At 29.7% G+C, this 23,415-nt stretch carries 26 protein-coding genes and 1 tRNA gene; 5 read left to right on the forward strand and 22 right to left on the reverse strand.

Going from position 1 to position 23,415, the window contains the following annotated elements; genetic code table 11:
* Position 1: 1 nt before the first annotated feature.
* Genes dxs through ACTTA0_RS07240 form a run of 3 tightly spaced genes read right to left on the reverse strand, consistent with a single transcriptional unit; the run spans position 2 to position 3,020 of the window.
* The gene (gene dxs / locus ACTTA0_RS07230; RefSeq protein ID WP_440676574.1) at positions 2–1,918 is read right to left on the reverse strand and encodes a 1-deoxy-D-xylulose-5-phosphate synthase; all 1,917 of its coding nucleotides are present in this window, start codon (positions 1,916–1,918) and stop codon (positions 2–4) included.
* Positions 1,915–2,787, reverse strand: coding sequence for a polyprenyl synthetase family protein (locus ACTTA0_RS07235; RefSeq protein ID WP_440676575.1), 873 nt, complete (start codon positions 2,785–2,787; stop codon positions 1,915–1,917). Before ACTTA0_RS07235 ends, dxs begins: the two co-directional genes overlap by 4 nt.
* Positions 2,784–3,020, reverse strand: a complete 237-nt coding sequence (locus tag ACTTA0_RS07240) for an exonuclease VII small subunit (RefSeq protein ID WP_440676576.1) — start codon at positions 3,018–3,020, stop codon at positions 2,784–2,786. Before ACTTA0_RS07240 ends, ACTTA0_RS07235 begins: the two co-directional genes overlap by 4 nt.
* A 20-nt stretch (positions 3,021–3,040) precedes the next feature.
* Between ACTTA0_RS07240 and ACTTA0_RS07245 the strand changes: the two genes are divergently transcribed.
* From ACTTA0_RS07245 to ACTTA0_RS07255, 3 genes are read left to right on the forward strand one after another with little or no spacing between them, the layout of a single operon-like run.
* Positions 3,041–3,976 carry an L-threonylcarbamoyladenylate synthase gene (locus tag ACTTA0_RS07245; RefSeq protein WP_440676577.1) on the forward strand — a complete coding sequence of 312 codons (936 nt, stop codon included), beginning with the start codon at positions 3,041–3,043 and terminating at the stop codon, positions 3,974–3,976.
* A complete protein-coding gene (locus ACTTA0_RS07250; protein ID WP_440614005.1) occupies positions 3,973–4,701 on the forward strand; it encodes an ABC transporter ATP-binding protein in 729 nt (242 codons plus the stop codon). The genes ACTTA0_RS07245 and ACTTA0_RS07250 overlap by 4 nt, the downstream gene beginning before the upstream one ends.
* The gene (locus tag ACTTA0_RS07255; RefSeq protein WP_440676578.1) at positions 4,698–5,489 is read left to right on the forward strand and encodes an ABC transporter permease; all 792 of its coding nucleotides are present in this window, start codon (positions 4,698–4,700) and stop codon (positions 5,487–5,489) included. Before ACTTA0_RS07250 ends, ACTTA0_RS07255 begins: the two co-directional genes overlap by 4 nt.
* Before the next feature lies 1 nt (position 5,490).
* Here ACTTA0_RS07255 and ACTTA0_RS07260 read toward each other — a convergent pair.
* A tRNA-Arg gene (locus ACTTA0_RS07260) sits at positions 5,491–5,567 on the reverse strand.
* Between the two features lie 23 nt (positions 5,568–5,590).
* On the opposite strand from ACTTA0_RS07260, the gene ACTTA0_RS07265 reads away from it, so the two are divergent.
* A complete protein-coding gene (locus ACTTA0_RS07265; RefSeq protein WP_440647385.1) occupies positions 5,591–6,571 on the forward strand; it encodes an RluA family pseudouridine synthase in 981 nt (326 codons plus the stop codon).
* Positions 6,572–6,624: 53 nt separating this feature from the next.
* Positions 6,625–7,506, forward strand: a complete 882-nt coding sequence (gene rpoH / locus ACTTA0_RS07270; protein ID WP_262590531.1) for an RNA polymerase sigma factor RpoH — start codon at positions 6,625–6,627, stop codon at positions 7,504–7,506.
* On the opposite strand, the gene ACTTA0_RS07275 is transcribed toward rpoH, so the two are convergent.
* From ACTTA0_RS07275 to ACTTA0_RS07360, 18 genes are all read right to left on the reverse strand, one after another.
* A complete protein-coding gene (locus ACTTA0_RS07275; protein ID WP_440614002.1) occupies positions 7,503–8,795 on the reverse strand; it encodes an adenylosuccinate synthase in 1,293 nt (430 codons plus the stop codon). The genes rpoH and ACTTA0_RS07275 overlap by 4 nt on opposite strands.
* Positions 8,795–9,607: a bifunctional hydroxymethylpyrimidine kinase/phosphomethylpyrimidine kinase gene (thiD, locus tag ACTTA0_RS07280; protein ID WP_440614001.1), complete on the reverse strand. Its 813-nt coding sequence runs from the start codon at positions 9,605–9,607 to the stop codon at positions 8,795–8,797. The genes ACTTA0_RS07275 and thiD overlap by 1 nt, the downstream gene beginning before the upstream one ends.
* Before the next feature lies 1 nt (position 9,608).
* Positions 9,609–10,940 (reverse strand): phosphoglucosamine mutase, encoded by a 1,332-nt coding sequence (gene glmM / locus ACTTA0_RS07285; protein WP_262590288.1) that lies wholly within the window; start codon positions 10,938–10,940, stop codon positions 9,609–9,611.
* Entirely contained in the window at positions 10,940–11,992 is a 1,053-nt protein-coding gene (gene folP / locus ACTTA0_RS07290) for a dihydropteroate synthase (protein ID WP_440676579.1), read from the reverse strand. Before folP ends, glmM begins: the two co-directional genes overlap by 1 nt.
* A 6-nt stretch (positions 11,993–11,998) precedes the next feature.
* Positions 11,999–13,906, reverse strand: coding sequence for an ATP-dependent zinc metalloprotease FtsH (gene ftsH / locus ACTTA0_RS07295; RefSeq protein WP_262590286.1), 1,908 nt, complete (start codon positions 13,904–13,906; stop codon positions 11,999–12,001).
* A gap of 63 nt (positions 13,907–13,969) precedes the next feature.
* Entirely contained in the window at positions 13,970–14,992 is a 1,023-nt protein-coding gene (gene tilS / locus ACTTA0_RS07300; RefSeq protein ID WP_075506292.1) for a tRNA lysidine(34) synthetase TilS, read from the reverse strand.
* On the reverse strand, positions 14,952–15,956 hold the full coding sequence (gene ybgF, locus ACTTA0_RS07305; protein ID WP_440676580.1) for a tol-pal system protein YbgF: 1,005 nt from the start codon (positions 15,954–15,956) through the stop codon (positions 14,952–14,954). The genes tilS and ybgF overlap by 41 nt, the downstream gene beginning before the upstream one ends.
* Positions 15,957–16,034: 78 nt before the next feature.
* Complete coding sequence (gene pal, locus ACTTA0_RS07310; RefSeq protein WP_440614677.1) at positions 16,035–16,574, reverse strand: peptidoglycan-associated lipoprotein Pal; 540 nt, start codon at positions 16,572–16,574, stop codon at positions 16,035–16,037.
* A gap of 106 nt (positions 16,575–16,680) precedes the next feature.
* Complete coding sequence (gene tolB / locus ACTTA0_RS07315) at positions 16,681–18,021, reverse strand: Tol-Pal system beta propeller repeat protein TolB (protein ID WP_075506060.1); 1,341 nt, start codon at positions 18,019–18,021, stop codon at positions 16,681–16,683.
* A 12-nt stretch (positions 18,022–18,033) separates the two neighbouring features.
* Positions 18,034–18,897: an energy transducer TonB gene (locus ACTTA0_RS07320; RefSeq protein ID WP_075506059.1), complete on the reverse strand. Its 864-nt coding sequence runs from the start codon at positions 18,895–18,897 to the stop codon at positions 18,034–18,036.
* A 5-nt stretch (positions 18,898–18,902) separates the two neighbouring features.
* Positions 18,903–19,319: a protein TolR gene (gene tolR / locus ACTTA0_RS07325; protein WP_075506058.1), complete on the reverse strand. Its 417-nt coding sequence runs from the start codon at positions 19,317–19,319 to the stop codon at positions 18,903–18,905.
* On the reverse strand, positions 19,320–19,994 hold the full coding sequence (gene tolQ, locus ACTTA0_RS07330) for a protein TolQ (RefSeq protein ID WP_075506057.1): 675 nt from the start codon (positions 19,992–19,994) through the stop codon (positions 19,320–19,322). It lies immediately after the preceding gene.
* A gap of 53 nt (positions 19,995–20,047) precedes the next feature.
* On the reverse strand, positions 20,048–20,539 hold the full coding sequence (locus tag ACTTA0_RS07335) for a crossover junction endodeoxyribonuclease (RefSeq protein ID WP_440676581.1): 492 nt from the start codon (positions 20,537–20,539) through the stop codon (positions 20,048–20,050).
* Positions 20,539–21,264, reverse strand: a complete 726-nt coding sequence (locus ACTTA0_RS07340; protein ID WP_440676582.1) for a YebC/PmpR family DNA-binding transcriptional regulator — start codon at positions 21,262–21,264, stop codon at positions 20,539–20,541. Before ACTTA0_RS07340 ends, ACTTA0_RS07335 begins: the two co-directional genes overlap by 1 nt.
* 7 nt (positions 21,265–21,271) lie before the next feature.
* The gene (locus ACTTA0_RS07345) at positions 21,272–22,075 is read right to left on the reverse strand and encodes a TIGR00282 family metallophosphoesterase (protein ID WP_262590276.1); all 804 of its coding nucleotides are present in this window, start codon (positions 22,073–22,075) and stop codon (positions 21,272–21,274) included.
* On the reverse strand, positions 22,072–22,617 hold the full coding sequence (locus ACTTA0_RS07350; RefSeq protein WP_440676583.1) for a 5-formyltetrahydrofolate cyclo-ligase: 546 nt from the start codon (positions 22,615–22,617) through the stop codon (positions 22,072–22,074). The genes ACTTA0_RS07345 and ACTTA0_RS07350 overlap by 4 nt, the downstream gene beginning before the upstream one ends.
* Before the next feature lie 4 nt (positions 22,618–22,621).
* Positions 22,622–23,068 carry a cell division protein ZapA gene (locus ACTTA0_RS07355; RefSeq protein WP_440676584.1) on the reverse strand — a complete coding sequence of 149 codons (447 nt, stop codon included), beginning with the start codon at positions 23,066–23,068 and terminating at the stop codon, positions 22,622–22,624.
* Complete coding sequence (locus ACTTA0_RS07360) at positions 23,056–23,379, reverse strand: 5-formyltetrahydrofolate cyclo-ligase (RefSeq protein WP_440676585.1); 324 nt, start codon at positions 23,377–23,379, stop codon at positions 23,056–23,058. Before ACTTA0_RS07360 ends, ACTTA0_RS07355 begins: the two co-directional genes overlap by 13 nt.
* Positions 23,380–23,415 lie beyond the last annotated feature (36 nt).

Genomic DNA, 23,415 nt, shown 5'->3' on the forward strand with positions numbered 1-23,415 from the left:
ATTAGTTTTTTACTACTCTAATTGAGTCCTTATTAAATAAAACTTCTAAAACTTTTTTTGTAATTTGTGGACTATTCAATCCAGCAATATCATACATTTTTTTTGGATTATCTTGCTCTATGAATTCATCTGGAAGAGTCATAGATCTAAATTTTAAACCTTTATCAAATATTCCTTTTTCAGCTAATAAATTTTTAACATGGGATCCAAATCCTCCTATAGAACCTTCTTCAATTGTAATCATTAATTCATGTTCTCTTGCAGATTTTAAAATTAAATCTTCATCTAAAGGTTTAGCAAATCTGGCATCTATAATTGTTGTTGAAATACCCTTTGCTTTCAATTCTTCTGCAGCTACTTTACACTCCTCAAGTCTAGTTCCTAAACTCAACAAACAAACCTGAGTTCCTTGGTGAATAATTTTTCCTTTACCTATCTCTATTTTTTCCTCTATTGAAGGAAGCTCAACTCCAACACCTGTTCCTCTTGGATATCTTATTGCACAGGGTTTATCATTAATATCAACCGAAGTATTAATCATTTTTACTAATTCAGCTTCATCACTAGCTGCCATTACGATAAAATTTGGTAAAGTTGACAAATAAGTAATATCAAAAGAGCCTGCGTGCGTTGACCCATCTGCACCAACTAAACCAGCCCTATCAATTGCAAATCTTACAGGTAGACTCTGTATTGCTACATCGTGTACTACTTGATCATAAGCTCTTTGAAGAAAGGTAGAATAGATAGCGGCATAGGGTTTATACCCCTCTGTTGCAAGACCTGCAGCAAAAGTAACTGCATGCTGTTCAGCTATACCAACGTCAAACATTCTTTTTGGAAATTCCTTACCAAAGATATCCATACCTGTTCCACCTGGCATTGCCGCAGTTATTCCGACAATCTTACTGTCTTTTTTTGCATGTTTAACAAGTGTATTTGCAAATACTTTTGTATAAGCGGGTAAATTAGAACCACTTTTTTGTTGCTCTCCAGTTTCAACATTAAATTTCGATACTCCATGGTAGTGATCACTAGCTTTTTCAGCATATGAATATCCTTTTCCTTTTTGAGTTTTAATATGTATCATAATTGGACCCTCATGCTTTGAGTCTCTAGCATTTCTTAAAATAGGGACAAGTGTGGAAAGATCATGTCCATCTATTGGTCCTGCATAATAAAAACCAAGTGAGCTAAATAGTGTTCCACCGGTGACAGCAGAACGAAAAAAATCTTCTGCTTTACCAGCTTTAGCACTAAATCTTTTTGAAAAAGCTGAGGTAATTAATTTTAAAGTTTCTCTTAAGCTAAAGTAGATTTTTCCAGTAAATAACTTTGCTAAATATGTTCTCATTGCACCTACTGGTTTTGCAATAGACATATCATTATCATTTAAAATAACGATCATTTTAGTTTTTGATGCACCAGCGTTATTCATAGCTTCGTATGCCATACCTGCACTAATTGCACCATCTCCAATAACAGCTATTACATTTGAAGATTTATTTTCTAATTTATTTGCTTCAGCCATGCCAAGTGCAGATGATATAGATGTGGAACTATGAGCTGCACCAAATGGGTCATACTCACTCTCAGATCTTTTAGTAAAACCTGATAAACCGTTGCCTTGTCTTAAGGTTGTAATTTTTTGTTTTCTTCCCGTTAAAATTTTATGTGGGTATGCTTGGTGTCCTACATCCCAAATTAATCTATCATTAGGTGTATCAAAAACATAGTGCAGAGCTACAGTCAGCTCAACAACCCCTAGACCTGCACCTAAATGTCCACCAGTTTTAGATACTGCACTGATCATTTCTTCTCTAACTTCATCAGCTACTTGTTGTAAATCATTTTCAGAAACTTTTCTTAAATCGGATGGAAAGTTAATATTATCTAAATACTTGTAATTATTTTTCATTTATTTCTATTCATTATAAATTCTAATGTATCATTTAAATTTTCTGATTTTGAACCATAAATTTTTAAATTTCTATTAATATCTGAAATAATCTTACTACAATATTTGATTGAAGCATCATAGCCTAGTAAACTTATAAGTGTAGCTTTGCCTTTTTTTTGATCTTTTTTTGTTCTTTTCCCAGCAATTTTAGAATTACCTTTAAAATCTATTAAATCATCTGCTATTTGAAAAAGAAGACCAATATCAGAACCAAGTTTCTCAAAAAATTTTATTTCCTTGAGACTTTTCTCCTTAATGATTGCTGGTACTGCACAACAAAAACTAAAAAGTTTTCCTGTTTTTTTAATTTCCATATCTATAATTTGTTTTTTTGAAACTTTCTTTTTTTCAAAATCTAAATCTAAATATTGACCACCCGCTATACCCAAATGTCCTGAACACATAGAAAGTTTGTCTACTAATTTAACTTTAATTTTATCCCTCAACTTTAACTTAGAGCTAGTTAAAATTTCAAAAGCCATTGTTAATAATGAATTTCCAGCGAGAACAGCTGTCGACTCACCAAATTTAATATGAGCTGATGGTTTACCTCTTCTCATATTATCATTATCCATACATGGTAAATCATCATGAATAAGAGAATAAGCATGAATACATTCTACAGCAGCACCTATGGCAATTAATGTCTGATAGTTAATTGAGAATAACGATCCAATATCAATTAATATTTTAGATCTAATTTTTTTTCCTCCAGGAAATAATCCATACTTCATTGCATAAATTAATTTGGAATTTTCTTGTTCCTGAATGTATTTTTTCAAGAATAAATTAGTATCTTTTGCAATTTTATTAAGTTGATTTTTCACTTTCTCTCAATGATATCCTTAATTTTTTTATTCGTATTTTCACTAATAGATTTTAAATTTTTTTGAAATTTTTTTTCAATTAAATTATTTAATTTTAGTAACTCTTGATAGCTCTCTACAGAATTGTCTAGATCATCTTTTTCTTCTAAAGACTTTATCATTTGATTTACTTCATCTGTTAACTCTTCAAGTGTTCTATTGTCATAATCGAGTGGTAAATTTTTATCTTTCATATATTAATCATTACTATTACATGAAAAATATTCAATCAAACATCAAAAAAGCGAAAAATTACTTAGATAAAAGTCATTGTGTGGCTGTTCCAACAGAAACTGTTTACGGACTCGCAGGTAACGCATACTCGGACGCCGCTGTTAAAAAAATTTTTAACCTAAAAAGAAGACCTACTAACAATCCACTAATTGTTCACTACTATAATTTAAAAAAAATTTCAGAAGACTGCGAGATAAATGATAATTTTATTAAACTTTATAAAAAATTTTCTCCAGGACCAATAACATATATATTGAAGCTCAAAAAAAATTCTAAAATATCTAAGTTTGTAACTAATAATAAAAAAACAGTTGCTATACGATTTCCAAAACATCCTCTATTTAGAAAATTACTCAAAAATTTAAAATATCCAGTTGCGGCACCAAGTGCTAATATTTCTTCAAGATTAAGTGCTGTAAAAGCAGAAGACGTCAAAGATGAATTTGGCAACAAAATAAAATTTATTTTGAATGGTGGTGTTTGTAAAATTGGTGTCGAGTCTACAATATTAAATATAACAAATAAACCTAGATTACTAAGATATGGAGGATTGAGTGTTTCAAAGATTAAAAAAACTTTGAATCAAAAAATAATAATTAATATAAATTCAAAAGATAAAATTTCTCCTGGTCTTTTTCCTTTACACTATTCTCCAGGATTACCTTTAAGAATGAATGCAAAAAAAAACAAAAAAAATGAAGCTTTTGTACTCTTAAAAAAAAGAGAAAATATATCTAAAGATATTTATTATTTAAGCAAAACAAGTAACTTAAATGAAGCTGCCAGAAACCTGTATAGTGTTTTAAGGAAAATAAAAAAAGATAAATATAAATCAATAGCTGTAGAAAAAATACCAAATGAAGGAATTGGAAAAACAATAAACGACAGACTCAAGAGAGCATCAAACTTCAAATGAAAAACTCAATAGAAGTCATAAATCTATCAAAATCATATAAGACTAAAAATGCAGTTAATAATATAAATTTTAAAATTAATGAAAATGAAATAGTAGGACTGTTAGGTCCAAATGGTTGCGGAAAAACAACAACAATCGGAATGATACTAGGATTATTAAAACCCACAAATGGCCAAGTATTAATTAACGGTAAAAATATTGAAAATAATAAGATTTCAATTCTACACAAAATGAATTTTATTTCTCCCTATATTGAATTGCCTAAAAAATTAACAGTAAACCAAAATTTAATTGTGTATGGGAAACTATATAATATTCAAAATTTGAATGAGAGAATTAATTTTCTCTCAGAAAAATTAAGATTGGGAGATCTTTTAGATAAAATTACAGGAGAGCTGTCATCAGGACAAAAAAATAGGGTCAGTCTTGCGAAAGCATTAATTAATGATCCTACTGTGCTCTTGTTAGATGAGCCAACTGCTGCTCTAGACCCCGAAACAGCAGATTTTATTAGAACCTTTTTAGAAAAGTATAAAGAAGAAAAAAAAATATCTGTTTTGCTGGCTTCTCATAACATGGATGAAGTAAAAAGATTATGTAATTCTGTTATGATGATGAAAGATGGTACTATCGTAGACAGTGGTACTCCAGAAGATTTAATAAGAAAATATGGACAAAAAAACCTCGAAGAAGTTTTTTTAGAAATTGTTAGGAAAGACAAATGAATATTACAAGAATATATGGATTATTTTTAAGGCATTTTTATTTAATTACTAGATCGTTCCCAAGAATACTTGATTTAATATATTGGCCCTCCATACAGATAACTCTTTGGGGTTTCATTTCCAATTTTTTTGTAGCACACAGTTCATACTATAGTGGAGCTGTTGGAGTTATATTGTCTTGTGCAATTCTTTATGATTTTCTTTTTAGAACAAGCATTGGTTTTAATATGTTATTTTTAGAAGAAATTTGGAGTAGGAATTTTACTAATTTATTTATTGCTCCAATGAAAATTAGTGAAATAATTACTGCACTTGTAATCACCGCTTTAATAAGAGCTTTAATCGGATTAATTCCAGCGATACTTTTAACCTCACCATTATTTGGCATATCTATATTAAACTTGGGATTACCATTAGCTTTTCTTTTTTTAAGTTTGTACATTTTTGGAATTACTTTGGGGCTTTTTGTATCAGCTGGGTTGCTAAGATTTGGGCCATCTTTTGAGAATATTGCATGGTCTACAATGTTTTTATTGGCACCTTTTGGCTGTATCTATTATCCAGTTGAAATTTTACCTGAAATATTTCAATCAATAGCTTTCGCATTGCCATTAGTTTATATATTTGAAGAAACCAGAAATATCTTGGTCAATGGAATTGTTAGCTATGAAAATATTCGTATCGCACTTTCATTAAATGCATTTTATTTCACAGTTGCTATAGCAACTTTTTATTTTTCGTTTGATAAAGCTAGAGAAAAAGGGACATTAATTAATATTGGAGAGTAAATGGTGCGCCTGCAAGGAGTCGAACCCTGAACCTCCAGAGCCGAAATCTGGCGCTCTATCCAGTTGAGCTACAAGCGCATTTAGTATTAATATTATATTTTATGGAAAAAAGCATTAATTTTATAGTTGAAGAAGAAGAAAAGAATTTAAGAGTAGATGTATTAATTAACAAAAGAGACGAAATTATTAGTAGAACCAGAGTTAAAAATTTAATTTTAAAAGAAAAATTAAAACTAAATAATGAAATAATTAAAAGTCCATCTAAAAAAGTTTCGATTGGTGATGTTGTAAATCTTACGATTCCAGAACCAGAGATTGCATCTCTAAAGCCTTATGATTTTAAATTAAATATTGTTTATGAAGATTCTGATTTATTAGTCATCGATAAACCTTCAGGAATTATAATGCATCCTGGAGCAGGCAATTATGACAAAACAATTGTAAATGCATTGATGCATTACGATAAAGAATCTTTATCAACTATTGGGGATGAATTAAGACCAGGAATTGTCCATAGAATTGATAAAAATACTTCAGGTTTAGTTGTTGTGGCAAAAAATAATGAGACCCATGAAAATTTATCAAAACAATTCAGTAAGCACACAATTATTAGAGAATACCAACTTTTAATATGGGGAAAGCTAAGACCATCTTTTGGTAGGATAGAAACATTTATTACTCGTAGTTCAAAAAACAGACAACTTATGGAAGTGAGCAGTTCAAAGGGTAAGAAAGCTGTAACAAACTATAAAACAATTGAAATTTTCGAAAATAAAAAAATACCTACATTAAGTTTAGTCGAATGCAAATTAGAAACTGGCAGAACTCATCAAATCAGAGTGCACATGAACTATAAAGGAAATAGTTTAGTTGGTGATGACAAATATAAAAAAAAATATAAAAAATTAAAAAACGTTGATTTTGACATTCAAAATTCAATTACAAATTTAGACAGACAATTTCTACACGCAAAGACTTTAGGCTTTGTTCATCCTAGAACTCAGAAAGAGCTGATTTTTACCTCAATTTTGCCTCAAGAACTAAATAATATTTTAAAAATGCTTAGAAACACTGAAGAATAAATTATTGAAAATTAAGTATAATTAACTAAATAAACTCTGCTATGAACACAACTATGAGCAACAATCTTCCTACACTATCCAATGAGGGTGGTCTTTCTGCATATTTAGAACAGATTAAAAAATTCCCAATGTTGGCCGCAGAAGAAGAATATATGTTAGCCAAAAATTGGAAAACAACTGGAAATATTAAAGCTGCTGAAAAATTAGTAACTAGTCACTTAAGATTAGTTGCAAAAATTGCTATGGGATACAAAGGCTATGGTCTGCCAATTAATGAAATGATTTCAGAAGGAAATGTTGGTTTGATGCAGGCTGTTAAAAAATTTGAACCTGAAAAAGGTTTTAGATTAGCAACTTATGCTATGTGGTGGATTAAAGCATCCATCCAAGAATATATTTTAAGATCTTGGAGTCTTGTAAAAATTGGAACAACAACTGCTCAAAAAAAATTATTTTTTAATTTAAAAAAAATTAAAAACCAAATATCCCCTGAAACTGAAGGTGATTTAAGGGACGAACACGTAAACCATATTGCCAACAAACTTGATGTGAGTAAAGAAGAAGTTGTTTCAATGAACAGAAGACTTTCTGGAAAAGAGTTTTCATTGAATGCTCAAGTTGGAGAGGATGGTGATGAATGGCAAGACTGGTTAGTAGATAAAGAGCTTGATCATGATTTAAAATTTGCTCAACATGAGGAAATGGAGCAAAGAAAAGACTTATTAAAAGATTCTATTACAGTGCTTAATGATAGAGAAAGAGAGATATTGTATTCAAGAAGACTTAATGATGATCCAACTACCCTGGAAGATTTAAGTAAAAAATATAAAATTAGTAGAGAAAGAGTTAGACAAATAGAAAATAAAGCATTTGAAAAACTTCAAAAACAAATGCTACTTCTTGCTAAATCTAAAAATTTATTACCTGCAAATTAAGCTTCAAAAGGATTTTCAATTAAAATAGTATCATCTCTTTCAGGACTAGTAGAGACGCTTGATATTTTTGCACCTATAAAATCTTCTACTGCAAAAATATATTTTTTTGCATTATCAGGTAATGAGTCCATATTTTTAATTCCACTAGTAGATACTTTCCAGCCTGGAAAAGATTTGTAAATTGGTTTTATTTTAATTTGATCTTCTACAGCAGCAGGCAAATAATCTAATTTTTCTCCATCTAGTTCATAAGCAATGCACATTTTAATTTCATCTAATTCATCAAGAACGTCCAATTTTGTTAAAGCTATACCATCTATACCTGAAACTTTAATTGTTTGTCTTACTAGAACACCATCAAACCACCCACATCTCCTTTTTCTACTTGTAACTGTTCCAAATTCTTTTCCACGTGTGCCCAAAAGTTCACCTACTTCATCAGTTAGTTCTGTTGGAAAAGGCCCTTCCCCTACTCTTGTTGTATAAGCTTTTGTAATTCCTAAAACATAGTTTATTGAATTAGGACCACAGCCTGTTCCAGTAGCTGCGCTCGAAGCAACTGTATTAGATGAAGTTACAAAAGGATAAGTTCCATGATCTACATCAAGTAAAATACCTTGGGCACCTTCAAATAAAATTTTCTTTTTTTGCTTTTTAAATTGATCAATTTTAAGCCATACAGGCTGTGAAAATTTTAATATTTTAGGAGCAATTTTGAGTAAATCAGATTTAAGTTGATCTTTTTCAAAAATTTTTTTTCCAAGTCCTTTTCTGATTGCATTATGATGTATCAATACAGAATCTAATCTTTGATCTAAATTTTTTTCTGATCTTAAATCCATAACCCTTATTGACCTTCTTCCTACTTTATCCTCATAAGCAGGACCAATTCCTCTTCTGGTAGTTCCTATTTTACTTTTTCCTGCAGTATCTTCTCTAATTTCATCCATTTCTCTATGGAATGGCAAAATCAGATTTGCAGATTCTGATATTATGAAGTTATCTACATCTACTTCTACACCTTTAGATTTAATCTCTTCAATTTCTTCCAATAAGGCCCAAGGATCTACAACAACACCATTACCAATTATTGATATTTTACCTTTTCTAACAATGCCAGATGGAAGTAATCTTAGCTTATAAGTAACGCCATCAATAACAAGAGTGTGGCCCGCATTATGACCACCTTGAAATCTAATAACTACATCTGCCTGTTCAGATAACCAATCAACAATCTTACCTTTTCCTTCATCACCCCATTGAGATCCAACAACAACTATGTTTTTCATTAATTAAATTTTTTATTTACTTTTATAGAAGTGAGATGGTTAATTGGACCATGACCTCTTCCATAATTTGGGTTTGTTTTAATAGCTGAATTTACATACTTAATTCCAAGCTCACAAGATTTCTTTGCTGGTTTTCCACACGATACAAATGTAGTGACTGCACTTGATAAAGTACAACCTGTACCATGAGTATTATTTGTTTTATAACGCGTACTATTAAAAATCTTAATATCTTTTTTATTAACAAAAACATCCTTAACTATTTTATTTTTTGAATGTCCACCTTTAATAAGAACATTTTTAGCTCCAAATTCCATAAGCTTATTTGCAGCGTAAATCATATCTTCAACAGATATGATTTTTGTTTCAGTCAAAATTTCAGCTTCAGGAATATTAGGGGTAACTAGTGAAACTTTTTTTATTAATTCCGATTTTAATAACTTAATTGCTTTATTATCTATTAATTTGGCACCACCTTTTGCAACCATGACAGGGTCTAAAATAATACTTTTAACTTTAATTAAATTTAATGCTTTAATTACCATCTTGATAACATTAGATGAGTGTAACATTCCTATTTTGATTGCATCAGGCTTAATATCTTTTGAAGTAAAAACTATTTGATTGAAAATTTCTTTTGGATTGATGCCTACTATTGATTTCACACCTGTAGTATTTTGAATTGTAACTGCAGTTATAGCTGTCATCGCATAAGAACCTAGAGCTGTAACAGTTTTAATATCAGCTTGTATACCAGCCCCACCAGATGAATCTGAACCCGCAATAATTAAAATTTTCGAATTTGGTTTCAATTTATTTTATTTTTTTGGATATCATGTTTACACATCTGGATAAAAGTATTTTATTATCACTTTCTGCCATCACTCTAATTTTAGCTTCTGTTCCCGATTTTCTAACTAAAACTCTTCCCTTACCATGAATTAATTTTTCTGCGAGTTTTATAACTTTTTTTATTTCAGGTTTATTAATAATATTTTTATCTTTAACAGTTATATTTTCTAATAATTGAGGAGTTTTCTTAAAACTCTGAAAAAATTCACTCGTTTTTTTACCTTTTCTCAGAGCAAAAAGAACTTCTAAAGCTACAAGCAACCCATCTCCAGTTGTTGCAAATTTACCTAAAATAATATGTCCTGATTGTTCACCACCTAAATTAAATTTATATTTTTGCATTTTTTCTTTAACATATCTATCGCCTACATTAGCTCTTAAAAATTTTATTCTTTTAGATTTTAAATATTTTTCCAATCCATAATTCGACATTAGAGTTCCAACAACACCACCTTTTAGCATTTTTTTATTTTTCCATCTTGCAGCTAAAGCAGCTATTATTTGATCACCATCTACAATGTTACCTTTTTCATCGCACATTATAATTCTATCAGCATCTCCATCTAAAGAAATGCCAATATGAGCTTTATATTTTTTTACAGCTGTTCTAATTTTTCTTGGAAAAGTTGAGCCACAATCTTTATTAATGTTTAAACCATTTGGGTTTACACCTATTGCTATAACTTTAGCGCCTAATGATTTTAATAACTCAGGCCCTGCTTTATAACCAGCACCATTGGCACAATCTATAACAATTCTTAATCCTCTTAAATTGAACTCTTTTGTGAAATTTTTTTTTAATATTTTAATATATTGTTTAGTACCTGTTTCTAATCTTTTAACTCTTCCTAACTTTTCAGGACTGGAAAGGTTATTTGATATTTTTTTATCTATAAGAGCTTCTATTTTTTTTTCTATTTTATCTGATAATTTCATTCCATCAGGACCAAATAATTTTAATCCATTGTCATAATGGGGATTATGAGAAGCTGTAATCATAATACCCATATTAGCCTTCATTTCTTTTGTAAGCATAGCTAATCCATTGGTTGGTAAAGGACCCAATGTGTAAACATGCATGCCAGCAGAAGCCAAACCAGAAACAAGCGCAGGTTCAAGTGTATATCCTGACAATCTCGTATCTTTTGCTATTATTGCTGTTTGTTTTTTTTTCTTTTGGGATTTAAAATATGTACCACTAGCTAGTCCAAACTTAAAAAACATATCTCCATTAATATTTTTACTATTAATAGCTCCTCTTATTCCATCTGTTCCAAAATATTTTTTTGCCATTATTTATTTGTTATCTCTTTAAAAACTTTAATTGCTTGCATAACTTCATTAACATCATGAATTCTTAAAATCTGAACTCCTTGTGTCATCAAATATAATGATGACGATATTGTTCCTCCAATTCTAGTAAAGCTATCATTTTTTTTGGAAATATCTCTAATAAATCTTTTTCTAGAATTTCCTACAAGTATAGGAAATCCTAATGAATGAAAAATAGAAACACTTCTGATTAAATTCATATTATGTTTCAGTTTTTTTCCAAACCCGATTCCAGGGTCTAAAATTATATTGTTATGTTTAATACCTTTAGACCTTAGAAGTTTTATTTTCTCCTCAAAAAAATCATAAATATCTAGTAATTCATTATTATATTTTGGATTTTTTTGCATATTTTCTGGTGTTCCAAGCGTGTGCTGAATGACAAAAGGAACTTTATTTTTTTTTAATACGTTTATTGTTTCTGTATCAAAACTTAAGCCTGAAACATCATTAATTAGTTTTACACCTAATTTAATTCCATTTTTCATTATATCAGATTTTCTAGTATCCAAAGAAATCGGAATTTTTTTTACAATAGATTTTAAGATTTCATTAATTCTTTTCCATTCATCTTCTTTATTTACTGTCTTTGAACCTGGTCTTGTTGACTCTCCTCCAACATCGATTAAATCAGCGCCATCGTTATATAGTTTAAAAGCATGACTTATTCCTCTTTGTTTTGTATTAAATTTTCCTCCATCAGAAAAACTATCTGGGGTAAGATTTAAGACACCTAATATATTTGGAACTTTTTTAAATTCTAAGTTAGAAAAATTTTTTTTTTTAGTTTTAATTTTTTTTAAATCTAAATTAACTTTTTTCTTCAAATCATTTGGTAAATATTTTATTTGATTAATTGAAATTTTTTTCTTTGATTTTCTAGTTATTATTTCAATATGATCAAACGATATTTCCTTAATTTGATGTAATGGTATGGCTTTTTTTTTACTTACTAAAATTTTTGATTGATCACCATAATAGAAATTACACGCTCTTGTGTAATATCTTCGCATTATAAATTAATGAACAATTTTTGGTTTTAGACCCATGGCTCCTAAAGCCGAGTCATGATCATCTTTTGAGTCTTGATTTTCTAAAATTTTATCTTTTGGATATAAGTTTTTGTTAATTATGTTCTCTATCTCTTCACCTGTTAAGGTTTCGTAAGTAATTAATGCTTTAGCAATTTTATGTAGATCGTCAATTTTCTCAGTCAAAATTTTCTTTGCTTGATTATATCCTTCGTCGACTAGTTTCCTAATTTCCTTATCAATTTTTTGAGCAACTTCTTCAGAAACTGATTGTGTTTGAGTAACAGATCTACCTAAGAAAACTTCCTCTTGATTTTCTCCATACTCAACTGGACCCATTTCCTCACTCATACCATATTTAGTTACCATCGCTCTTGCAAGTTGAGTAGCTTGATTAATATCTGAACCACTTCCTCCACCTGCTCCTGTAGAAATGTTATCTTTTCCAAAAATTAATTCTTCTGCAACTCTTCCTCCAAAACAAACTGCTAGTCTAGCTTTTAAATATTTGATTGAATATCCATGTTTATCTCTTTCTGGTAAATTCATAACCATTCCCAAAGCTCTTCCTCTTGGAATGATAGTGGCTTTATGAATTGGATCATAACTAGGCATATTAAACGAGACTAAAGCATGGCCACCTTCGTGATATGCGGTAAGTTTTTTTTCATCCTCAGTCATTACCATTGATCTTCTTTCAGCACCCATTAATACTTTATCTTTTGCCTCTTCAAATTCTAATAAAGTTACAATTCTTTTATTTTTTCTAGCTGCTAATAAAGCAGCTTCATTGACTAAGTTAGCTAAATCTGCTCCTGAAAAACCGGGGGTCCCTCTTGCAATAGTTCTTAAGTTTACATCGGGTGCCATCTTAATTTTTTTCACATGGACTTTTAAAATTTTTTCTCTTCCAATAATATCTGGGTTTGAAACAACTACTTGTCTGTCAAATCTTCCAGGTCTTAATAGTGCTGGATCAAGAACATCAGGTCTATTTGTTGCTGCAATTATGATAACTCCCTCATTAGTATCAAACCCATCCATCTCTACTAATAATTGGTTTAAAGTTTGCTCTCTTTCATCATTACCTCCACCTAAACCTGCACCTCTACTTCTTCCAACTGCATCTATTTCATCAATGAATATTATGCACGGAGAATTTTTTTTACCTTGTTCAAACATATCTCTTACTCTTGATGCTCCAACACCAACAAACATTTCAACAAAATCTGAACCAGAGATAGTAAAGAAAGGAACTCCTGCTTCACCTGCAATAGCTCTTGCTAACAAAGTTTTTCCCGTTCCTGGAGGTCCAACCAATAAAGCACCTCTAGGTATCTTTCCACCAAGTCTACTAAATTTTTTAGGGTCTTTTAAAAATTCTACAATTTCTTCTACTTCTTCTTTTGCCTCTTCTACTCCAGCAACATCATTAAATGTTACTTTGCCTTTAAGTTCATTCATCATCTTAGCTTTTGACTTGCCAAATCCCATTGCTCCACCTTTTCCACCTTGCATCTGTCGCATAAAAAATATCCAAACAGCAATTAATAAAAGCATTGGGAACCAAGAAAGTAGTACGCCAAATAAAGATGGCATTTTTTCTTCTAACGGAGCCGCTGAAATACTTACTCCTTTGTCTGATAATTTTTCAATTAAATTTGGATCGTTTGGAGCATAAGTTGAAAATGAATTTCCATTTGAGTAAACACCCTTGATGTTGTTTCCCTGTATCTCAACTTTTAAAACTTCTCCATTTTCAACTGAAGTTAAAAAATCTGAAAAAATTATTTGATTTCCTCCTCTAATATTTGATTGAGGATTTTTAAACATGTTATAAAGACCAATAGTTAAAAAAACTATTATTCCCCACATAGCCAGATTTTTAAAATTCATGGTGTAAAGATAAGAATTATTGCAAATTAAACAAGTGACAAAATAACTATAAATTTAGTGATATTAACGCTCTTTATATACAATTACAGTTTTCTTGATTTTTTTTATTACACAATTCCCAAGTGTAGACTTAAAAGTAATTTTACTCTGTAGATTTTCTAAAATATTGGTAATTTTTTTACCTCTGGGCGGAAAATACTTTTTCCCAACTAACTGTAAGATCTTTGAAAATGACCTGAACAAAACTTCTTGAGGAAAGTTAAAAAATTCTTCTTTTAATACAACTTTATTTTGAGAAATAATCGAATTTTCTTTTAAATTTTTTTCACAAAAAAACTGGATTGATTGGTCGACACTTTTTAAATTACTAATTGATAATTTAAATTTACTTTTATCCAAACCTTCACTTTCAAGATTTTTAATTAAATTTCTTACTCTCACTCTTGTAAAAATTTCATCTTCATTTGAAGGGTCTTCTACATATTTATTAAACACCTTTTTTGAGATGTAGATTAAATCTTTTTTTTCAACGTTTATTAAAGGTCTTAAGATATTTGCATTATTAATTAAAGTCGTTTTGTCTAAAGATACGATACCCTTTAAACCACTACCTCTTAAAAGCCTAATTAAAAAATTTTCATAAACATCATCTTCATGATGACCAAATAAAATATGATTAATTTTAAATTTTTTTGATTGGTTAATTAAGAGATTATATCTCTTTTTTCTTGCAAGAGATTGGATATTATTTTTGGGTTTTTTCCCATTCCATTTTAAAATATCTAAATCTATAGAAAAATCCTTCAAAAGATTTTTTACAAATAAAGCTTCTACAGATGAATTATTTCTCAATTTATGGTCAACTAGAAAGTATTTAATTTTTAAAGATTTTTTAATTGAATAAATTTTTGAAAAAAAAGCTAAAGCAAGACTATCAGGGCCACCTGACACAGCAACTGTAAAATCGTTATTTAAATTTAAATTATTTTCAAATTTATTATAGATTTTATAAATTCTTTTATCTCTTAGCTTATTAAGAAGTTGTTTATGAATCTTGCTTGACGCATTCAAATTTTTTAGACTCATATTTTGCTTTTTGTATTACAGACTGATTTGCGTTTGGATATTGCAACTCAACACCATTAATCATCTTACAGCCTTGATCTTTTTCACCAATTTGAACCATTGAAACTCCAAGTTTTAATAAATTTATTGGAGCTTTCTTTCCTTTTGGATATTTTTGATATCCTTCGAGATAAGCTGAAGCAGCATCAGTATAAAGTTGTCTTATTCTGAAAGTTTCTGCATACCAATATTGAGCACTACCTGCTAATTCATCTTCAGGATTTGATAACACAAATTCTCTAAAAGCTCTTTCTGCTGTACTGTAATCTCCAACTTTTAAGAAACTTGTTGCAAATTCATATTGTTCTTTTGGAGTTAAATCTATTGGTAAAATTTTATCTTCAGCTTGAAAAGTTTCTTCTACAATAGAAGCTGTAGTATCAACCGATTGAATCTGTTGATTCTCCTCTAAAGTTTCCATATCTTTATAAGAAATTGTACCTAAGTCCTGAGGCTGCGAGCTTCCAGGAAGAATTTGCTTCTCAATTTTAGGCGCAGAACTAAGTTGTTGACTGCTATCAATTACATTAACAGAACTTAAATCATTTTCTATATCTTGAAACCTTATCTGATTATCAGACTGTAGCTTGGATACTCTGTTCGAAAGTTTATCAAGCTTAAAATTAATTTCCTCAAATTTATTAGTAAGTTCTCTAAACTGCTCCTCTACCTCTGATAACTTTAACAAATGTCTAGTTAAGACATCCTCAGAATTATTATCAAGACTTGATACTGATTGATTATTTGTTGTACTTTCTATTTCTATTGATCCTGAGTAAACGGCTCTTTCAAGAGTTTTTAAATCTTTTTTAATTAAATCTAAAATTTCATAAATATTATGGTTATCTGAGTAAGCAATTCCCGAAAAAAAGAAATTTAATATTATTATTAAATTAAATAATGTTGATCTAAAAAGTGATCTCATTAAATTTTTATATGATTATAAAAAGGCAAAAAAAAGACCCTAAAAGTTTTTAATTTTAGGGTCTTTTTTAAAAATTCTTTAGTTTGCTTTAACAGTAACTGATCTTCTGTTTTTAGACCATGCTAAAGGATTTGATCCTGAGTCAACAGGTCTTTCTTTACCATAACTGATTACAGTAATTCTGTCTGATGAAACACCATAAGTCATTAGATAATCTTTTGCAGCGTTAGCTCTTCTTTCTCCAAGTGCTAAGTTATATTCTCTTGTTCCTCTTTCATCTGCATGACCTTCTAAAACTACAGTGATGTTAGAATTTTCTCTTAACCAAGCAGCTTGAGCTCTTAAAGTTTCTCTTGAAGCTGTAGTTAATATAGATTCGTTAGTTGCAAAGAACACTCTATCAGCAACACCATCTGCTAAATATTTTACGCTATCTGTTCCAACGTAAACGTCTCCTTGCATTTGACCTGCAATTTTTTCAATTTTAGTTACTTCTTCTTTTTTAGTTTCTTCTTTTGGCGCCTCTACAGCTACCTCTTTTTTTGTTGCACACGCTGTTAAGATTATTCCAGCTGAAATAACTAATAACGTGTTTTTGAAAATTTTGTTTAATCTCATTAATTTGCTCCTTGCTGCTTTTTCAAATACTATTTTTTTCACAACTAATTAGATGTTTCAACCCAAAAAATCAAGAAATTTCATCGTATTTAAAGATAAAATGATATTAATTACTTAATAAAGACGACCAAGATGGGTCAGATGCGTCCGTCTCAGTTGTTATCAATCTTTCATTATAACCAGTTAAATCAATAGACCATAATTTAGCAGAAAAACCTTCGCCTTTAGAATTAGTTTTTGTTTCTCTATAAAATATCAAAACTCTTCCATTGGGTGACCAAGATGGGGCCTCTTGATAATAGTTTTCTGTTAACAATCTTTCACCAGTTCCATCCGTTCTCATCACTCCAATATAAAATTTTCCTTTATGTAATTTTGTAAATGCAATTAAATCACCTCTAGGAGACCAAACTGGTGTTCCGTACAAACCATTACCAAAAGAAATTCTTTTCACGTCACTTCCATCATTTTTCATGACATAAATTTGTTGGTAACCACTTCTGTCAGAGTTAAAAGTTATATATTTTCCATCTGGAGAATAAGAAGGTGATGTATCAATTGAAGGATGATTTGTTATTCTCTCTACTAATCGAGTTTCTAAATTCATTGTATAAATATCTGATTTTCCATCTTTTGCGAAACTCATGATTATTTTTTTACCATCAGGTGAAAATCTAGGAGCAAATGTCATTCCAGGAAAATCTCCAACTACTTCCTGTGTTCCGGTTTCAATATCTAAAAGATAAACACGTGGCATATTTTTAAAATAAGATAGATAAGTAACCATTTGGCTAGCAGGGTTAAATCGTGGAGTAAGTACAAGCTCATTTCCTAAAGTTAGAAATTTGTTATTTGCACCATCTTGATCCATGATAGCTAATTTTTTTATTCTTTGTGTTTTTGGTCCTTCTTCAGCTACATAAATTATTCTTGTATCAAAATACCCTTTTTCTCCTGTTAACCTCTCATATACTTTATCTGATATTATATGCCCAACTCTTCTCCAATTTGTTGGTACAGTTGTAAATGCTAAAGCCATCATCTCTTTTGCAGCAAGCACATCCCAAAGTCTAAACTCAACTCTTAATTTATCATTAATAAAATTTACTTTACCGGTGATAAGAGCTTGAGCTTTAATTAAATTCCAATCCTCAAATCTTGGTTTTAAATTTGCTATATCTGGAGCTTGTAAAAATGCTTTTTTATCCAAAGGATTAAATAAACCTGAAGTTCTTAAATTATTTTCAACAATTAATGATATTTCAGATCCAATGTTCTCTTTATCTAAAATTTGCTCAAAATTTTTTCTAGACGTTTCATCTATTGATAATGGTGAGACTGCAAGTGGAAGAGGGTTTAAATTTCCCCTTGTAATATCAACTTCAATTAACGCTAAAGCTTTTAATGGAAAAAAAACAAAAATGAAAATTATAAATTTTTTAATCATAAATTCTTTATACTAACCTCCTAACATCTCTCTTGCATCAAAATTTAATTGTAATTCTTTCCATCTCTCGTAACCAGAAGCTGGAACTCTCAAAGGTTGACATAATCTTACTGCTCTTAAGGCACTTTCTGCTAAGACTTTATAAAAACCTTGTCCAGGTTTATTCATTCTAGCATGATCTAAAATCTCAGTTTTGGTGACTGAACCATCTGGTTTAAGCTTTAACTTTATTCTAACTAGTAAATTTTCATCATAAGGCAAACCTAAAGGTATGCTCCAACAACCAAATATTTGGGCCTTTAAAGCATCTTCCTCACTTAAAGTTAGTTTAGAGTTTTCAATGTTTCTCACTTGATCTTGAGTAACATCATTATTGGTTTTCACTTTTTCTGCTGTTTCTTCTTTTGATTTATCTATTAATGCTGCAATATTGTTTGGATCAAATAAATCTTTTTTTTCAAACTCAGATACTTGCTTTACTTCATTATCCACTTTTTCTGGATTTTGTTTTTTTTCCTCTTTGGTCTTTAATTTTTTTACCTCTTTATCTGGCAAAGGGACAGCTTCAGGATTTTGTTTTTCTATAGTTTTGTTTTTTTTCTCTGAGACAACAGTCTTAGTTTTGGTTTTTTTTACTTTTTTCGGTGGAGCTTGTTCTGAAACCAGTTTTTTTTCTTTTTCTTTTACTTTTTCAATAATTTTTTTTGCTTTAGGCGCAAAAGGAATATTTGTTTCTTCTGTTATTTGAATTAATTCAACAGAGACTATGGGTGGAATATCAATGGGTTTTTTTGAGAGAAAAGGCAAACTTAAAGCTGTAAGAACAACTAATGATATATGTAAAGCTGAGGATATAGCGATACTACTACTCTTCACTGTAACTACCTTTGTTTAAGGGGCTCAGAGATTAGCGCAACCTTTGTAAAACCAGATCCAGATAATAAACCCATTATCTCTAAAACTCTTCCATAGTTTATTGTTTTATCACCTCTTACATAAATTCTTGTGTCAGTTCTATTTTTTGAAACAGCTAAAACTTTAGCAATTATATTGTCATACTCTACTTTTGATTCTTGAATAAAAATTTCACCTTTCGCATTAATAGAAAGTGTTAAAGGTTCTGTTTCCTCAGGCAAAGAATCTGCTGAACTCTCAGGTAGATCAACCTGAACACCTACTGTTAAAAGCGGTGCAGTGACCATGAATATAATTAATAAAACCAACATCACATCAACAAAAGGTGTTACGTTAATCTCACTCATTGGTTCTTTTGATGAGCGATTTAATTTAAAAGCCATTTAAATTATTGTTAAAAATCTTTTTGAAAAATTCTCTAATTTTTCTGAATATTTTTTTGCGTCTGTATTAAATTTATTGTAAGCAACTACAGCAGGTATCGCAGCTAACAGTCCTAATGCAGTTGCGAATAATGCTTCTGCAATACCAGGTGCAACTATTGCAAGACTAGTATTTCTTGAAATTGCAATTGATTGAAAAGAATTCATAATACCCCAAACAGTCCCAAATAATCCAATAAATGGAGCAGTTGAACCTACGGTTGCTAAAAATGTAAATCCCTTTTCAATTTTTGACATTTCCTTTTCTATTCCTCCCTCAAGGAACGCAGTCATTCTTTCACTTATATTTGTTTTTGATTTTTTCTTAAGTAAGTTTTCCATAGCATTTTGGAATACCAAAGACATTGGGTCTTCTAAATTATTTGGTAAACTGTTATAAAAATTTTCAGCAGATTTAGAGTTCCAGAATTTTTCTTCAAATTCTTCTGAAGATTTATTTATTTTTTTAAAAAGTCGATATTTTTCTATAATCACCGCCCATGAGTATACTGAGCAAAGTATTAAGCTAATCATTACTGCTTTAACAATTATGTCTGCTTTTAAAAATAAACTTAGAAGTGAAAAATCTGTATTTGTTCCTAAGTCTAATGCATTTGCGGCTATGTCTGCTTCCATAATCACTCATCACACTTAATTGTGTCATGAATTTGACTATATAATTTTAAAGATTACTCATTTTTGTATGTTTCGTGAAAATAACTAGCTATTAAAATTGCATCAGCTTTGTTAGAATCTTTCTTTTTAGATAAATTTGACGAAAAATAAGGAAATATTTCAATAGCTCTTGTTCTGCTGGCATCCTTTTCAGAGTTAATTAAATTAAAATATTTTTTCCACTTAGCTGGTCTTACAAAATAAATTGGCAATTGCATTGCGCTACAAATACCTTTTAAAATTCCAAAAGATTGACCAAAATTAAACATACTGGTTACCCCTTGACCTGGCATTGCTGAAACTTGTTCGATTACCACTTTGATATCCTTTTTTTCGTATGTTTTTATTTGTGAAGATATTTCATTAAATATTTGAGACCCATTGACTTGTTTTTTATTTTTTTTTCCTTCGGTCATAGTTGGCATCTCAAGGACATCTTTAATTGTGCCATCCTCTAAGAAACATATAGATCCTGAAATTCCTGGATCAATTCCTATTATTAACATTAAATATTTCCCAAATTTACGTTTGAAAAAACGTTCTGAACATCATCGTCATCTTCTAGATTTTCTAAAAACTCAATCACACTCTCTTTTTCATCATTTTGAACATCAACACTATTGATTGGCACCCACTCAATCTCTGTGGAAATAAAATTTGCAATTATATTTTCTAAATTTTTTTTAACATTATAAATTTCATTTGAAACACATTGAACTTCATGAAATTCCTTGTGAGAAATACATTCCTCTGCACCAGCTTCTATAGCCAATTCAAAAATTTTGTCTTCTGATATTTCATTTTTATCAATCTTTATTATCCCAAGTTGTTTAAAGTTATGAGATGCTGATCCTTGCGTACCTAAACTTCCACCAGATTTTTGAAAAATGGTTCTCACATTGGAAGCTGTTCTATTTTTATTATCAGTTAAAGTTTCAACAATTACAGCAATTTTGTTTGGTCCAAATCCTTCATATCTCAAATTTTCAAAATTTGCACCAGATGCAGCAGAAGATTTATCTATTGCTCTTTCTATATTATCTTTTGGCATATTTGCTGATCTAGCAGCCTGTACTGCTGATCTTAATCTTGGGTTCATTGCAGGATCTTTGTCTCCGAGCTTTGCGGCAACAGTAATTTCTTTAGACAACTTTGAAAAAATTTTTGAACGTTGCTTATCAGCTTTTCCTTTTTTATGTTTAATACCCGCCCAATGAGAATGACCTGCCATATCTAAATTAAAAATTTTTTAATTTTTCTCCAAATATATAACTATTAATATCTTTAGCTAAACCAGTATTTATATCACAATCAACAATAACACCAGACAAAGTCCCTTCTCCAACTGCAGGAAAATGTTTGACTGAATCTTTTTTAAGAAATCTATTTAATGAATTTTCTTTATCCATTCCAATTACAGAATCGTAATCTCCACACATCCCAGCATCTGTTTGGTATCCAGTGCCATTGTTTAGTATTCTGGCATCATTCGTTGGTACATGTGTGTGAGTTCCAACAACTAAAGTTGCATGACCATCAAAAAAATGGCCTATAGCATTTTTCTCACTGGTAATTTCACCATGAAAATCAACCACTAATAAATCGTAGTCATCTTTAAATTTATATTCACTTAAAAATTTTTTCGAAGTTTCAAAAACATCATCACACTTTTTCATAAAAACATTACCCATGAGGTTAAGTACCCCGACTCTTATATTTTTATCTGTTTTGAAAATTTGAAAACCTCGACCAGGGGCAGGCTCAAAAAGATTTTTAGGACGTAACAATCTCTCTTCTTTTTCTATGTACTTCATGATTTCTTTTTGATCCCAAACATGATTGCCAGTTGTGATTACGTTAACACCGCAGTTATAAAAATCTCTGCAAATTTCTTCTGTCAAACCAACTCCTTGGGCCGCAGCATTTTCACCATTAGCTATAACAAAATCAATTTTTTTTGATTTAATTTCACTAAGCAAGCTACTAGTAAGTTTAGAACATCCTGAAATACCTACAACATCGCCTAAAAATAAAATTCTCAAAATATTAAACCTTTTTCAGTGATTATTAAATCAAGCTTCTTATCATAATTGTTAACTGGTACCTCTTTTAATTCTTGGAAAGAAAAAGAAAATCCTATTTTAAAGACCTTTTTTTTATTTTCAATTTTTTCAATATAACGATCATAAAAACCACCGCCATAACCCAATCGATTAAATTGCTTATCAAAAGCTAATAGTGGAACTAGTAATATATCTGGATAAACTTTTTTTTGAGATAATGGTTCAATTATCCCGTATTTATTTATCTTTAATGGATTATCTTTGGACCATTCATAAAAGTCCATTTGGTTATTTTTTTTGATGATTGGTAATGAGGTGATTTTTTTATTTTTACTAAATAAATTTAAAATTTCTAAATCATCTATTTCATGATTACATGGATAATATCCTCCAACAATTTTTGTTTTAAGCTTATTATCCCTTAGAAATTTTATTAATTTTAAAGAATTGATTTTCAAATTTTCATTAAAATTTTTTTTTCTAAGTGATGTTATCTTTCTTCTTAATTTAGATTTATTCACAAATTTATTGAGATAAATTTCCTTGTTTTGCTTTTTCAACAAAACTTGAAATTTTCTCTGCAGCAGTATCAATTAAATCTTCATATTTTTTTTGATTAGTTTCAATCTCGATTTTTAATTTGTCATGATTTAAATTTAACTCTTTTATTTCTTCTTCTTTTTTATCCTTATATTCATAAATTAGAGTTTTTAATTCTTTAAATTTATTTGATAAATCTTTTAACTCTTGTTTCTTTTGCTCAACTTTCTTTTTTGTTTCGTAGTATTCATCCATTATTTTAACTGCTGTAATTAATAAGAGTTTATTCTCTCCTAAGTTACCAAGATCGTTTTTTAAATGATTAAATTTTTGGTTTATTTGTATTAACAATTCTTCTAGATGTTCCTCTTGTCCGTCATCACAAGATAATAAAAACTCTTTACTATTAAATTTAATACTTACATTTGCCATTTATCAATCTCTTCCAACAAATTATCTGTTTCTTGATTTAATTCATCGATTTTCTCAGAAAACTCTATTTGTTTTCTTTCTTCAACCTTTTCTTTGCTTCTAAACTCATCTAATCTTTTTGACAAAATTTCGTTCTGATTTGATAGTTCTTCATATTTTTTTTCTAGCTCATTTTTTTCAATCTCTAATTGATTTTTTTGCAAGTTAAGATTTTCAATATTATTTTCCAAAACTGGATTAGTTAGATCTAAATTTTTTAATTCTTCTAAAGCCAGATTAAGTTTTTTTTCTTTTTCGTTTATAGAATTCATATATATATACTTATAATATTAAATAGAATCTTCTTA

Origin of the sequence: Candidatus Pelagibacter sp. HIMB1593 (genome assembly GCF_052047755.1) — a bacterium.
Taxonomy (GTDB): domain Bacteria; phylum Pseudomonadota; class Alphaproteobacteria; order Pelagibacterales; family Pelagibacteraceae; genus Pelagibacter.